Origin of the sequence: Acidovorax sp. Root275 (assembly GCF_001428965.1) — a bacterium.
In the GTDB taxonomy this organism is placed as follows: domain Bacteria; phylum Pseudomonadota; class Gammaproteobacteria; order Burkholderiales; family Burkholderiaceae_C; genus Acidovorax; species Acidovorax radicis.
Genome location: NZ_LMJH01000010.1, coordinates 50,658 through 63,650, shown reverse-complemented (window position 1 = coordinate 63,650; position 12,993 = coordinate 50,658). Strand labels below are relative to the sequence as shown.

Here is a 12,993-nt window from a genome sequence, read left to right as displayed (position 1 = left end):
GAGACCGCATCAGGCGAGCAGGTCGCTCAGCGAGCGCGCGATCACTTTGGTGGCGCGGCGCAGGTCTTCGAGTTGCAGACGCTCGTCGGCACGTTTGGCGTGCGATTCGAGCACGGTGCGCGGGCCCGCGCCGTAGATCACGCCGGGGATGCCGCGCTCCACATACAGGCGCACGTCGGTGTACAGCGGCGTGCCCACGGCGGGCACGGGCTCACCGATCACGGCCTGCGCATGCTTCTGGATGGCGTCCACCAGGGGCTGGTTGCCGGCCAGCGGCGTCATAGCGTTGGCCAGCAGCAGGCGCTTGATCTCCACGCGGATGCCGTCGCGCTCGCCCGCCGCCTGCTCGATGATGCGACGAATGGCGGCTTCCACCTCCACCGGGTTCTCTTCGGGGATCATGCGGCGGTCGAGCTTGAACATGACCTTGCCGGGCACGACGTTGGTGTTGGTGCCGCCCTCGATGCGGCCGACGTTCAGGTACGGGTGCTTGATGCCTTTGACCTTAGACGTGACCTTCTTGTACTCGTCGTTCTGCGCATACAGCGCGTTCAGGATGTGCACCGCGCCCTGCAGTGCGTCCACGCCGGTGTGGGGCACGGCGGCGTGGGCCATCTTGCCGTGCACGGTCACCTCCATCTGCAGGCAGCCGTTGTGGGCGGTGACCACTTCGTAGCTGAAGCCGGCAGCGATCATCAGGTCGGGCTTGGTTAGCCCCTTTTGCAGCAGCCAGCCGGGGCCCAGTTCGCCGCCAAACTCCTCGTCGTAGGTGAAATGCAGTTCCACAGCGCCCTGCGCGGGCTTGGCGACGGCCTCCAGCGCCCGCACCGCAAAGGTGAAGCTTGCAAAGTCACTCTTGCTCACGGCGGTGGCGCGGCCGTACATGGCGCCGTCCACAATCTCTGCACCATAGGGGTCGTGCGTCCAGCCTTCGCCGGGCGGCACCACATCGCCGTGGGCGTTCAGGGCAATGGTCTTGCCGCCGTCCCCGTACGGCCTGCGCACGATGAGGTTGGTAATGGACTCCATGCCGTAGGCCAACACGTCGGCGGTGGGCACGGCATGTTTCTCGGCCTCGTAGCCAAAGTCCTTCAGCAGCTCGGCGGTGCGCTCGGCGTGGGGCGCGTTGTTGCCGGGTGGCGTGTCAGTGGGCACGCGCACCAGTGCCTGCAAAAAGCGCACTTCCTCGTCAAAGTGCTGGTCGATCCAGGCGTCCAGCGCGGCGTAGTGGTGGGGGGTGGTCATGGTTGTTGTTCCTCTGCAAGTTGGCGCAGCACTTGGGTGAAGGCGTCCACGGCCAGCTGCATGTCGTTGTTGGTGGTGGATTCGAGCGGGTTGTGGCTGATGCCCGAGTTCAGGCCGCGCACGAAGAGCATGGCCTGGGGCATGATTTCGTGCAGCTTCATCGCGTCGTGTCCCGCGCCGCTGGGCATGCGGAACACGGGCACGCCCAGCGTATCCACAGCACGCTCCCAGTGGTGTTGCCAGGCGGGCGCGCTGGGCGCGGCGGCGGCGCGCATGGATTCTTCCAGCGTGTAGCGCAGGCCGCGGCGGGCGGCGATCTTGGCGAGCTGCTCCTTCACGTCGCTCACCAGCGCGTCGCGCTGGGTGTCGGTGGGCGCGCGCAGGTCGAGGCTGAATTGGCAGCGGCCGGGCACCACGTTGATGGAGCCTGCAGGCACCTGCAGCTGGCCGATAGTGCCCACCGAGTCGCCGTCCTGCGCGGCACGCTGCTCCACGTACAGCGCCAGTTCGGCCACGGCCACGGCCGCGTCGCGGCGGCGGTCCATGGGGGTGGTGCCGGCGTGGCTGGCGGTGCCGATCATTTCGCACAGAAAACGCACGCTGCCGTTGATAGAGGTGACCACGCCCAGGGGCAGGTCCAGTTCGTTGAGCACCGGGCCCTGCTCGATGTGCACCTCGATGAAACCCAGGTATTGCGCGGGGTCGCGCTGGAGCTTGGGGATGTCGTCGATGCACAAGCCCGCGTGCTGCATGGCCGCGCGCATGGTCACGCCGTCCACGTCCTTCTGGTCGAGCCAGGCGGGGTTGAAGTCGCCGATGAGCGCGCCCGAGCCCAGGAACGTGGCCTTGTAGCGCTGGCCTTCTTCTTCGGCAAAGCCCACCACCTCGATGCCGAAGGGCAGGCGTTTGCCGGCGCGGTGCAGCTCGCGCACGCAGGCCATGGGCACGAAGATGCCCAGGCGGCCGTCGTACTTGCCGCCGTTGCGCACCGTGTCGTAGTGCGAACCGGTGATGAGGTAGCGGGCCCCTTCCGTGGCGGGGTGGTAGCGGCCCACCACGTTGCCGACGGCGTCGATCTCCACCTCGTCGAAGCCGCAGTCGCGCATCCAGTGGCTGATGCGCTGGGCGCAGGCGCGGTGCGCGTCGGTGAGGTAGGTGACGGTGAGCTGGCCCTTTTCAGCGAAGCCGGGGTCGGAGTGTTCGGCGAGCTTTTCCTGCCAGTCCCACACGTCGTTGCCCAGCAGGGGCTCGGCGGCGAACTTGTCGTTCAGGCGGATCTCGGCGATGCGGTGGATGTTGCGCAGGGCTTCGGCCAGCTCAAACTCGGGGTGGTTGTCCAGGCGGCGTGCAAAGGTGTCGATGATCTCGCGCTTGGGCAGGCCGGTGCCGCGCGGCCCGCGCACCGCCAGGATGAACGGGAAGCCGAAGCGCTCGTTGTACGCGGTGTTGAGCGCCTGGATGCGTGCGAACTCCTCGGGCGTGCACTGCGTGAGGCCCGCCTTGCTCTGCTCGTTGGTGGACTCGGCCGTGAGGCTCTGGGCCACCATGGCCTTGCCCGCCAGTTCGGGGTGGGCGCGGATGAGGGCCAGTTGCGCCTCGGTGCTGGCGGTGCGCACGGCCTGGGCCATGGCGTGCTGCAGGTGTGCCATCGAGCGGAAGGGCCGCTGCGCCAGTGCCTGCTCGGCGATCCAGGGCGAGTGCTCGTACAGGCCGTCCAGCAGCTGCAGGGCTTCGGCCGCACCGGCCGTGTTGAGTTGTTCCAGGGTCAGGGCCATGGTGTCAGCCTGCTTTCTGAGAAGGGTAGGGGTGCGCCTGTTTCCAATGGCGCGCGATGTCGATGCGGCGGCACACCCACACGTCGCTGTGCTGCTGGATGTGGTCCAGGAATCGCTGCAGCGCCGTGATGCGGCCGGGGCGGCCCAGCAGGCGGCAGTGCATGCCGATGCTCATCATCTTGGGCGCGTTGTCGCCGGCCGGGTCGCCTTCGGCGTACAGCACGTCGAACGTGTCCTTCATGTACTGGTAGAACGGGTCCGCGTGCGAGTAGCCCTGCGGCAGCGCAAAGCGCATGTCGTTGCAGTCCAGTGTGTAGGGCACGATGAGCTGGGGCACGGTGGTGCCGTTGCTCTTCTTCACATCCATCCAGAACGGCAGGTCGTCGCCGTAGTAGTCGCTGTCGTACTCGAAGCCGCCGAAGTCGGCCACCAGGCGCCGGGTGTTGGGGCTGTCGCGGCCGGTGTACCAGCCCAGGGCCCGGTGGCCCGTCATGCGCTGGATGATCTCCATGGCCTCGGCCATGTGGGCGCGCTCGACCTCTTCGGGCACGTGCTGGTAGTGGATCCACTTGAGGCCATGGCAGGCGATCTCGTGGCCCAGTTGCACGAAGGCCTGGGTCAGCTCGGGGTGGCGCTGCAGTGCGCTCGACACACCGAACACCGTGAGCGGCAGCTTGCGCTTTTCGAACTCGCGCAGGATGCGCCACACGCCAGCGCGCGAGCCGTATTCGTAGATGCCTTCCATGCTCATGTGCCGCTCGGGGTAGCTCGCGGGGTTGAACATTTCGGACAGGAACTGCTCGCTGCCCGCATCGCCGTGCAGCACGGCGTTCTCGCCGCCTTCTTCGTAGTTGAGCACGAACTGCACGGCAATGCGCGCGCCGCCCGGCCACTGCGCGTGGGGCGGGGTCTTGCCGTAGCCGATAAGGTCGCGGGGGTAGGGCTGGGTGGAGTCGTAGATCATGGGCATCGGGGATTCAAGGGGTCATGTCACGGACGGGGATGTCACGCGCTGAGCGCGGCGGCCAGGTCGCTGGCCGGGCGCTTACGGTCGAAGGTCAGGCTGGCTTCCACATGTTCGAGGTGGGCCTGCATGAGGGAGACGGCCAGGGCCTCGTCGCGCGCGGCCAGGGCGGCCACGATGTCGCCATGCTCCTCGTGGGAATGCTCGGCGGCGCTGGCCGATTGGTACATCAGCGTGATGAGCGCGCAGCGCGAGATCAGGTCGCCCAGCATCTGCGCCAGTACCTCATTGCCCATGAGTTCGGCCATGCGCACGTGAAAGTCGCCGAGCAGCTCGGTGCGGCTGCTCGCGTCGGCCGTGCCCATGGCGGCCTTCTCACTGGCCACATGGGCGCGCAGGGCCTTGATCTTGGCAGGGGTCACGGTTTGCACAAAGGCGCGCGTCATTTCGGTTTCGAGCATGCGGCGCACTGCAAACACCTGGCGGGCTTCTTCGACGGAAGGCGTGGAGACAAAAGCGCCGCGCGCGGGCTCCAGCGTGACCAGCCGGTTCTGCGCCAGCTGGAACAACGCCTGGCGCACCAGCGTGCGCGACACGCCGAAATGGTCGGCGAGCTTCTGCTCGGCCAGCTTGGTGCCCGGCTGCAGGCGGTGCTCTACGATGGCACGCGTCAACGCGTCGACAATTGCACTGGTGGATGAGGATTCCATGGTGTCATGATACGTTGGAATGGCGAAAAGTGTATACACTTTTGGTCTACACGCTGCGGTCTGGCAATCCTCGCCGATCGGCTGTAAACCCGTTTCAGGAGATTCCCTATGGGATTGAGCACCCACGTTCTCGACACCATGAACGGCTGCCCCGCCGCTGGCATGGAGGTGACGCTGTACTCCACTGAGGGTGACAGCGCCACGCTGATCAAGCGCCTGGTGTTGAACCACGACGGCCGCACCGATGCGCCGCTGTTCGACAACGTCAGCCTGCGCACCGGCACCTACCGGCTGCGTTTTGATGTGGCGGGCTACTTCAAGGCCCGGGGCGTGCAACTGCCCGAGCCCAATTTTCTGAACCAGGTGAGCCTGGACTTCGGCATTGCGCATGCCGACCAGCACTACCACGTGCCGTTGCTGGTGAGCCCTTGGAGCTATTCGACCTACCGCGGCTCGTAGGGCGCGAAGCGTCTCAGGGGGATGTACTTAAAGCTGCCCTTCGGTGAGCGTGTCGAGCTGAAAATGCCCACTTTTGTCCCACAGCCAAGTGTCGGTGTAGGTGACCTTGCCCATGCGCGTGGGCGCCGGGAAGGGCGCTGCAGCGCGCACGGTGCGCTCGATTTCGGCCACCACCTCGGGCGCATGGCGCGGGGCACGCATCCAGCGCAGGCGCGTGACCTTGCCGGTGCGATCGATATCGACCTCCAGCACGCCGATGGCATACAGCATGGGCGGCAGCTTGCCCTTGAACACGCGCTGCGCGTTCAGGCCGTACAGGTGGGTGGCTGCATCCTGCCGGTAGGCGCGTGCGGTGCTGGCTGCAGACGCGCGGGCCGAGCCTGCGGTGGCGGGCACAGGCCCCTTGACGCTTGGGGGTTCCGTGCTGGGCATGGTGCTGTCCTGCACAGGGGCCGGGGGCTCGGGGGCCGACTTGCAGGCCGCCACCAGCGCTGCAACGGCGGCCATGAGTCCGGCAAGCAGCCAGTGGCTGCGGTGGCTGGAAGAGCGCTCGGTGGGGGTGGGCGGCATGGTGGCTTCTGTGGACTGGAACGAGGCCCCGCAGGGCGGACGACCCTTGATGGCGTGAAGGATCTGGATTGACTGATGTACTTTTACTGCTGGACGGCCTTGCAGCCGCCCCTGCCTGTCTGGTAAGGGTGGAGTCTACCGAAGGCTCGGCCCCGCGTGAACCCGGCGCGTGGATGGCGGTGTTCGCGGACCGCATTGTGGGCACCATTGGCGGTGGCCATCTGGAGCTGCAGGCCATTGCCGAAGCCCGCCGCCGCCTGGGTGGTGGGTCGGGCCCGGCGCAGGTCCGGTCGCCGATGCGTTTTGCGCTGGGCCCGGCACTGGGGCAGTGCTGCGGCGGTGTGGTGCACCTGGGGTTTGAGCGCCTCACGGCGGCCGACCTGGCCCCCGCCGCTGGTTTGCGCGCGCGGCTGACCCCGCGCCAACACCCCGTGGCGCTGTTTGGTGGTGGCCATGTGGGCCATGCGCTGGCGCGGGTGCTGGCGCCCTTGCCCTTTGCGCTGACCTGGATCGACAGCCGGGACGGCATCTTCCCGAGCCCGGCGCCCCAAGGCGTGGTCTGCGAACATTCCGACCCGGTGCAGTTGGCCGTGCCCCGCCTGGCCCCCGGCAGCCGCGTGCTGATTATGAGTTTCAGCCACGCGGAAGACCTGGACGTGGTGGCTGCCTGCCTGCGCCGCCAGCGCGAGCAGGCCGACCTGCCTTTCATTGGGTTGATTGGCAGCAAGACCAAGTGGGCGACTTTTTCCAACCGCTTGCATGGGCGCGGCTTTGCACCGGACGAGCTGGCGCAGGTCACTTGCCCCATCGGCATCCCCGGCATTGAAGGCAAGGAGCCTGACGTGATCGCCGTGGCGGTGGCGGCGCAGCTGCTCCAGACACTGAAGGAGGCAGACCGAGGGTAATTCCGGCCCTTTCTTCCCAAGATCGGGGCTGGAATCTGGAACAAATCCTGCATACACTTTTCAACGATTCATGGGTCGCAGCGGTGCCCCGGCCAGAAACGTTCTTTCTGGCCAAGGTGCGCGACCTAAATTTCTGCTCAGAGCGCCCGCAGTGGTGAGCAGGTTGTAAGAACGTGTTTGTGATCTCTCTGGGGTCGCGCAGCGGTCTGTGCGGGATGGAATGCAAGGCGCGGTGCGCAGTGGATAGCCCAGCTATCCACAAGCGCTGCAACGCCGCAGACCACCCGCAAAGACCACTGCCCGAAGGGTTGAAGCGAAATCGGGCGATTGGACGCCCCGGCTGCTTGCATGGGCATGAGCCCATGCGGCGCATCCGAAGCGTCCACTCATCCCGATTGCGCTCCAACGCGATCCCCTGCGAGATCGCAAACACGTCCAATGCAGCGCGCCAGCGCTGCCAAGGTTGAGATATGGAAAGCTACTTTCTCGACTGGGCCAACCTGCTTTTGCGCTGGGTCCACGTCATCACCGCCATCGCCTGGATTGGCTCGTCGTTCTACTTCGTCTTTTTGGACAGCAGCCTCACGCCGCCCGAGGACGAAGACTTGAAGAAACAAGGCGTGAGCGGCGAGCTCTGGGCCGTGCACGGCGGCGGCTTCTATCACCCGGTGAAATTCGCCGTCTCGCCGCCCAAGCTGCCCGGCCACCTGCATTGGTTCTTCTGGGAGAGCTACAGCACCTGGATCAGCGGCTTCGCGTTGTTCACCGTGTCGTACCTCTACAGCGCCAGCACCTACCTCATCGACAAGTCGCGCATGGACTGGGCGCCCGCCACAGCCATCGTGGTGGCGCTCGCATTCTTCGTCGTGTTCTGGCTGCTCTACGACGCGATCTGCCGCATTTTTGGACAGAAGAAAAACGGCGACGCCATCGTGGGCGCGCTGGTGCTGGTGCTGGTGTGCATCGCCTCGTGGTTGGCCTGCCACTGGTTCGCCGGGCGCGCGGCCTTCCTGCTGGTGGGTGCCATGATCGCCACCGCCATGAGCGCCAACGTGTTCTTCTGGATCATCCCCGGCCAGCGCACCGTGATCGCGCAGATCAAGGCGGGCGAGCCCGTGGACCCGATCCACGGCAAACGCGGCAAGCAGCGCAGCGTGCACAACACCTACTTCACGCTGCCCGTGCTGTTTGCGATGCTCAGCAACCACTACAGCTTCACCTGGAGCCATCCGCAGAATTGGCTGGTGCTGATCCTGATGATGTTCGCGGGCGCCGCCATCCGCCAGTTCTTCGTGATGCGCCATGGCTACAAGCTGGGCCGCAACGGCAACCCGCTGCCCTATGCGCTGGTGGGCGTGGCGGTGATCGTGGGCGCCATCGCCTGGATGCGCCCGGCACCCGTCGCCGCTGTTGCAGCCGTGGCCACCCCTGCGCCAGCTACCGGTGTTGCTCCTGTTTCAGGAGCTACCGGGGCAGGCGCAGCGGGCGCAGGCGGCCAAATTGACTTCAAATCGGTGCAGGCTGTGCTGGAGCAGCGCTGCTACATGTGCCACGGCGAGCAGGTGCAGATGAAGAACCTGCGGCTCGATTCGCCCGCGCTGGCCCAGCAGCATGCCCAGGCCGTCTACCAGCAGGTGGTGGTGCAAAAGCTCATGCCCATGAACAACGCCACGGGCATGACGGATGCCGAGCGTGCGCTGGTCAAGCGCTGGTTCGAGGCAGGGGCGCCCACGGGGCCTTGAGGCCGCGTAGTGTGGAGTGCTGAGTGCGGCGTCACTCTGCGCTCAAGCGAAGCCGTGCAGACTCCTAGCCCTTGACGACGGTGGCGTCGATCTCCACCACCTGCCCCGGGTATCCCAGGCGGGCGACACCCAGGAGCGTTGCCGGAGGCACTTGCCCGCCAAAATGCGCGGTCACGGCGCCCCAAGCCGCCGAAAGGTCGGCCTGCTCGCCGACGACGTAGACAACCAGGCGGCGAATGTCTGGCGTGGCAAACCCGTGAACCGCCAGCACCTTGCTCAGATTCGCCAGGCACTGTGATGCCTGGGCGAACGGATCACCGGGCGCCACGATCGAGCCATCGGAGGCTTGCGGCACCTGGCCTGCAAGGAAGAGCTGGCTTCCTACGCACTGCGCGTACTGATAGTGTGGTGTGACCGGCAGGCCTGAGGCGATTTCGGCTTCGTTCATGGGTGGTGCAGCGTGAGAAGTTGCGGGGTTCTTTTGTGACGCCTGGCGTTTGACATGAGGCTTAGGCCTCGTCAGTGCAGGTGCTCAGTCATGGGCCTGATGCTCAAGTTGGTACCACTGCTCACCCCCTGGCGCCCGGTTGGACACCGCCCTGACAGAGAACTTTGCAGCTGAACGGAGTATCGGTTGGGGCCGCGGACTCGCCTGCGAACTGAAGTCACCATTCCACCTCCGATGGTGCTCCACGTGCACGACTTTGGAGCTTGATCGGAAGACCAGGACGAATTCGCCTTCATTCACTTCGGCAGGCAGCGTCATGCGGCATTGGAGCCAGCCAAGTTGCAACGTCTGGCAGTTGCTCTCGCGGGTTGAGTACGGGCCAAAGGCGAACAGTTCATCCCAGTCCAGTGGGAGTACGTTTGCCAGATCTACCTCATGGACTGTCTCGGATCGAACCAACTTGCCGAGGGCTGTGCTGAACTCACCTGCGGGCTCGGCCGTGGTACAGGCGACCAGGTTTGCGAGGACGCTCGCAAGCGCGATGGCTTTTGCGAAATTCAGGATGGGTCGCATGGGGGGGCTAGACAGCACCGCGCGCCAGCTCGAATGCCCGCCGTGTTTGAACCATGTACACAGCCGGCCCATCGGGGGTATCTATCGTCTGCTGCGGCACGAACCCCGCCTTCTCGTAGCAGCGGATGGCTCGCAGGTTGTCCGGAGAAGGGTCGGTCTGAATCTTGGTTACCTCGGGGTCGTTGAACAGCATCTCAACAAGCGCCCGAACCAGCTTGGTTCCAAGGCCTTTCCCCAGCTGCGATGGATCTGCCAGGGATTGGTCTATTCCACGGACTCCAGGATCGGTTTCGTCTTCCCACCACCCGTTCCCACTTCCAAGTGCGACATATGACTGCGCGTACCCCATCGGTTCGTTGTCCAGCATGGCGATGTATGGCGTGACAGACTCTTTCGCCAGAGCGCTTGGCCGGTACTCCTGCTGCACTTCAGCGAGTGTCGGCCGTGCTTCTTCTCCGCCCCACCACTCCACGATGTGAGGCCGGTTCAGCCAGTCATGGAGCATGGGAAGGTCCTGCTCGGTCATGAGGCGCAGGGTGACTGAGCCATGGTTGGTATGCATGAAAACGGACTCCGTGTTGCCCAACGACGGACTAGGCCATGCGGGGCTGAGGTTGATAGATGACTTTGAATTTTTCACAGGCGAGCAACATCCTCTCGTCAAACTGTCGCCCGGCTCTGGCGCACTCCTGCTCGAAGTACCGTCGATGGCTTTCAAGCCAGTAGGCGAGAGACCCGTCGCCTTCACCTTCAACGGCCGCAAATTCTGCGGTGACTTCGTTGTAGGGCACAACATCGACGGCTTGCGTCTCAATGATGCACAGCGGCTGGCCTGGCCAGGCTGTGACGATGCTGAGGTCTCCCGGCCTTGGGGGGCGTATCCCCTGGTCTTCATAGGACCACAACGAGCCTGCGGTTGCACGCTTGACGCCGCGCAGCACCAGGTCGGCCAGTTCGTCGGCAAGCTTCTCGCTGTCGCCAAAGATGCAGACGTCGTAGTAGCGGCCGTGATCGGCGGTCCCTGTGGCAAGCAGGAACTCGTTCCAGAATGGGAGAAGGTGTGGGGGGACAGACATAGGTTGGTTTGCGGCCTAATGTGGAAGTGAGGGGCAGCCGGAGCGAAGGGGAGGGAACCACAAGCGCAGCTGGTGGCTGTCCCGCCCGACTGCAGGGTCAGACGCTTTCTTCACGACGGATTTCCGAAGTAACACGCTGAATCGAATACGCCTCCAATCGCGCAGACCAGAAACCATAGGGACCAAAGCCGCCGTGATGATGGAACTCACGGGATGCGATGGGCATGGTGTTTGTGGTTTGAGCTATTCCCTGCTCTCGGACCCGTTTTCCAATCCAACGCTCAAGAGCAGCTTGGTGGGGCTGGATGCTGCCATTTCCGAAGGCTAGCCAAACGCTGGATTGATAGATGGGGCCTTCAATTTCATCATCACCTCTGCGTTCAGATTTGGGGTCGTGGAGGAGCTCGTAGCCTTCGGGCTTTGCGTTCAAAAATTCTGCGAAACACGCTTGCTGCAGCCGGACAAACTATAGCTTGCGAAGCTGAGAGGCAAAGTGACCGCACCTCCAATTCGAGCCGCGCACAGAACCCATGAACAGATGGGGCGGCGCTCCTAGGCGCGCTTGGGGCCGAGGCGAACTGGCTTGCAGCGTGGATCGCCCAGCCCCTGTACCTGACTGAACCTAGGCCACTCCCTCCACCCCCTTACGCCGCCAGCACATCCTGCAACGCCCGCGTAGCAGCCCGTGCGCCCAGGGCGGATTCAGTAAACCCACCATGCAGCACCACCCCGGTCGCTGCCTGCTTGGCCTCGTGTTTAGCCACGGCGGCCAGGTTGGCCACTTCTTCGGCGTGCCGGAAGCGCCCGGGCGTGATGCGCACGGCACCAATGGCCAACGTGGTGCATGGAAAGAACCGCCGCACGCCATGCCGGTCTTCTGCGTGGATGCCGCCCGCCAGCCGGGCGCCGTCGTCAAACAACGTGACGGCCTCGCGTGCGAACTCGTCCACGATGTTCTTGCAGCGCTGCAGCCAGTTGCTGCTCTGGAAGATCAGCATGAAATCGTCCCCGCCCACATGGCCCACGAAGTCGCGGCGCGCGTCGCAGTGGGCCGTGGCCAGGCGCGCCACCAGGCGGATCATCTGGTCGCCGCGCCAGTAGCCGTAGTGGTCGTTGAAGGGCTTGAAGTTGTTCAGGTCGGCATAGCAGGCCACAAACTCGGTGCCGCTTTCCAGCAGGCGCTGCATGTGCAGGCTGATGGGAATGTTGCCGGGCAGAAAGGTCAGCGGGTTGGCGTGCCGCGCGGCTTCGATGCGGGTCTCGGTCACGGCGCGCACCAGCTGGTCGCCCGTGCCCAGGCCCAGGTAGCGGCCGTTGTCGGTGACGATGTAGCCGTCGTTCAGGTAGCGCTGGTCCTGCGAGGTGAGGATGCCCACGAGCTGGTCCACATCGCAGTCCAGCTCGACCACGCGCGGTGCATGGTTGGCAAATGCCAGGCACGATTTGCGGCCGTGCACTTCGCGGAAGTACAGCGTGGCGTAGTGGTTCATGAACTGCTGGCGGTTGATGAGCGCCACGGGGCGGGTGCCATCGACCACGGCCAGTGCATGCAGGTCGGTGTGCTGGTGGAAGATCGCGGCCACCGCATCGTTGCTGGTGGCGGGCGCGGCCGTGGGGGCTTGCACCACCAGCAGGCTGCGCAGAATGCCGGGGCGTGCCGTCTGGCCCAGGTAGGGCAGCACGGCCACGCGGCGGTCCTGCATCACGTCCAGCGCGGGGCCATCGACGGCCTCGCGCGGCGCCCTGGCCGGGCGGCCCAGCAGCCATCCCTGGCCGTAAGGAACGTCCAGGTCGCGCAGTGCGCGCAGGTCGTCGCGCGTCTCGATGCCTTCGGCAATCAGCTTGGTGCCAAACACATGGGCGATGCCCTTGATCGCCTGCAGCATCTGCAGGTTCTCGGGCTGGTTGCTGATGTCGCGGATGAAATACTTGTCGATCTTCACGAAGTCGGGCTTGACCTCGGACCACAGTCGCAGGCTGGAGCGGCCGTCGCCAAAGTCATCGAGCGCCATGCGCGCGCCGCAGGCGTGCACGGCCTTGATGGCCTGGCGCAGCTGGGGCATGTCGGTCACGCGTTCGTGTTCGGTGATCTCCAGCACCAGCATGCGGGCGCTCACGCCAAAGCTGCGCACCGTCTCCCCCAGCATCGGTGCGCCCACCAGGGCCACGCCGTGCACCAGCGCGTCGGCGCTGATATTCACGAACACGCGGCCTGGCGCCTCCTGCTCCCCCCACTGCTGCAGGGCGGTGAACACGCACAGCAGCTCGAAGTCCTGCAGGATGTGTTCGCTCCGGGCCAGCTCCAGCAAGGCATCGGGGGTATGCAAAGGGGTGTCCTGCGGTCCCCGGATCAGGGCTTCATGGGCGTACACACTGCCTTCGCGCAGATCGGCGAGGGGCTGAAAAACGCAGTGCAATCCCCCTGCGCGCATGAGTTGTGCCAGGGGCCCCGTGCCATGGCGCGCAGCCGGGGACAGCAAGGCCATCATGGCCTCCAGTCGGCTCCAAGGGGGGTTGTGCGTCACG

General features: G+C 65.2%; 13 protein-coding genes. 3 read left to right on the top strand and 10 right to left on the bottom strand.

The features are described from left to right. Positions 1-9: 9 nt before the first annotated feature. The 4 genes from ASE52_RS19705 to ASE52_RS19690 are packed head-to-tail and all read right to left on the bottom strand — an operon-like array spanning position 10 to position 4,694. Positions 10-1,245 (bottom strand): ArgE/DapE family deacylase, encoded by a 1,236-nt coding sequence (locus ASE52_RS19705; RefSeq protein ID WP_057228669.1) that lies wholly within the window; start codon positions 1,243-1,245, stop codon positions 10-12. Beyond that, positions 1,242-3,020 (bottom strand): 2-oxo-4-hydroxy-4-carboxy-5-ureidoimidazoline decarboxylase, encoded by a 1,779-nt coding sequence (gene uraD, locus ASE52_RS19700; protein ID WP_057228667.1) that lies wholly within the window; start codon positions 3,018-3,020, stop codon positions 1,242-1,244. The genes ASE52_RS19705 and uraD overlap by 4 nt, the downstream gene beginning before the upstream one ends. Before the next feature lie 4 nt (positions 3,021-3,024). Continuing rightward, positions 3,025-3,984, bottom strand: coding sequence for an allantoinase PuuE (gene puuE / locus ASE52_RS19695; RefSeq protein WP_057229617.1), 960 nt, complete (start codon positions 3,982-3,984; stop codon positions 3,025-3,027). A 41-nt stretch (positions 3,985-4,025) separates the two neighbouring features. After that, positions 4,026-4,694, bottom strand: coding sequence for a GntR family transcriptional regulator (locus ASE52_RS19690; RefSeq protein ID WP_057228665.1), 669 nt, complete (start codon positions 4,692-4,694; stop codon positions 4,026-4,028). Positions 4,695-4,802: 108 nt separating this feature from the next. Here ASE52_RS19690 and uraH point away from each other — a divergent pair, with 108 nt between their 5' ends. Next, the gene (gene uraH, locus ASE52_RS19685; RefSeq protein ID WP_057228663.1) at positions 4,803-5,153 is read left to right on the top strand and encodes a hydroxyisourate hydrolase; all 351 of its coding nucleotides are present in this window, start codon (positions 4,803-4,805) and stop codon (positions 5,151-5,153) included. Between the two features lie 27 nt (positions 5,154-5,180). On the opposite strand, the gene ASE52_RS19680 is transcribed toward uraH, so the two are convergent. After that, on the bottom strand, positions 5,181-5,723 hold the full coding sequence (locus ASE52_RS19680) for a hypothetical protein (RefSeq protein ID WP_082606960.1): 543 nt from the start codon (positions 5,721-5,723) through the stop codon (positions 5,181-5,183). 68 nt (positions 5,724-5,791) lie between these two features. On the opposite strand from ASE52_RS19680, the gene xdhC reads away from it, so the two are divergent. Both xdhC and ASE52_RS19670 read left to right on the top strand, forming a co-directional pair. Then, entirely contained in the window at positions 5,792-6,628 is an 837-nt protein-coding gene (xdhC, locus tag ASE52_RS19675; RefSeq protein ID WP_057228661.1) for a xanthine dehydrogenase accessory protein XdhC, read from the top strand. 470 nt (positions 6,629-7,098) lie between these two features. Continuing rightward, on the top strand, positions 7,099-8,370 hold the full coding sequence (locus ASE52_RS19670; RefSeq protein ID WP_057228659.1) for a urate hydroxylase PuuD: 1,272 nt from the start codon (positions 7,099-7,101) through the stop codon (positions 8,368-8,370). Between the two features lie 64 nt (positions 8,371-8,434). Here the strand turns inward: ASE52_RS19670 and ASE52_RS19665 are convergent, their stop codons facing one another. From ASE52_RS19665 to ASE52_RS19645, 5 genes are all read right to left on the bottom strand, one after another. Then, positions 8,435-8,818, bottom strand: coding sequence for a RidA family protein (locus ASE52_RS19665; RefSeq protein WP_057228657.1), 384 nt, complete (start codon positions 8,816-8,818; stop codon positions 8,435-8,437). 580 nt (positions 8,819-9,398) lie between these two features. Continuing rightward, positions 9,399-9,953, bottom strand: a complete 555-nt coding sequence (locus ASE52_RS19655; protein ID WP_057228652.1) for an AacA4 family aminoglycoside N(6')-acetyltransferase — start codon at positions 9,951-9,953, stop codon at positions 9,399-9,401. A 31-nt stretch (positions 9,954-9,984) separates the two neighbouring features. After that, positions 9,985-10,467 carry an ASCH domain-containing protein gene (locus ASE52_RS19650; RefSeq protein ID WP_057228650.1) on the bottom strand — a complete coding sequence of 161 codons (483 nt, stop codon included), beginning with the start codon at positions 10,465-10,467 and terminating at the stop codon, positions 9,985-9,987. Positions 10,468-10,564: 97 nt separating this feature from the next. After that, positions 10,565-10,897 carry a hypothetical protein gene (locus ASE52_RS25820; protein ID WP_140426299.1) on the bottom strand — a complete coding sequence of 111 codons (333 nt, stop codon included), beginning with the start codon at positions 10,895-10,897 and terminating at the stop codon, positions 10,565-10,567. 214 nt (positions 10,898-11,111) lie between these two features. Beyond that, a complete protein-coding gene (locus ASE52_RS19645) occupies positions 11,112-12,956 on the bottom strand; it encodes a phosphodiesterase (RefSeq protein ID WP_082606959.1) in 1,845 nt (614 codons plus the stop codon). Positions 12,957-12,993: the final 37 nt, after the last annotated feature.

Coding starts and splice junctions, on each gene's coding strand:
- ASE52_RS19650 (WP_057228650.1), bottom strand. CDS start 10,467: ATGTCTGTCCCCCCACACCTTCTCCCATTCTGGAACGAGTTCCTGCTT.
- puuE (WP_057229617.1), bottom strand. CDS start 3,984: ATGATCTACGACTCCACCCAGCCCTACCCCCGCGACCTTATCGGCTAC.
- ASE52_RS19705 (WP_057228669.1), bottom strand. CDS start 1,245: ATGACCACCCCCCACCACTACGCCGCGCTGGACGCCTGGATCGACCAG.
- ASE52_RS19665 (WP_057228657.1), bottom strand. CDS start 8,818: ATGAACGAAGCCGAAATCGCCTCAGGCCTGCCGGTCACACCACACTAT.
- ASE52_RS19655 (WP_057228652.1), bottom strand. CDS start 9,953: ATGCATACCAACCATGGCTCAGTCACCCTGCGCCTCATGACCGAGCAG.
- uraD (WP_057228667.1), bottom strand. CDS start 3,020: ATGGCCCTGACCCTGGAACAACTCAACACGGCCGGTGCGGCCGAAGCC.
- ASE52_RS19645 (WP_082606959.1), bottom strand. CDS start 12,956: ATGATGGCCTTGCTGTCCCCGGCTGCGCGCCATGGCACGGGGCCCCTG.
- uraH (WP_057228663.1), top strand. CDS start 4,803: ATGGGATTGAGCACCCACGTTCTCGACACCATGAACGGCTGCCCCGCC.
- ASE52_RS19680 (WP_082606960.1), bottom strand. CDS start 5,723: ATGCCGCCCACCCCCACCGAGCGCTCTTCCAGCCACCGCAGCCACTGG.
- ASE52_RS19690 (WP_057228665.1), bottom strand. CDS start 4,694: ATGGAATCCTCATCCACCAGTGCAATTGTCGACGCGTTGACGCGTGCC.
- ASE52_RS19670 (WP_057228659.1), top strand. CDS start 7,099: ATGGAAAGCTACTTTCTCGACTGGGCCAACCTGCTTTTGCGCTGGGTC.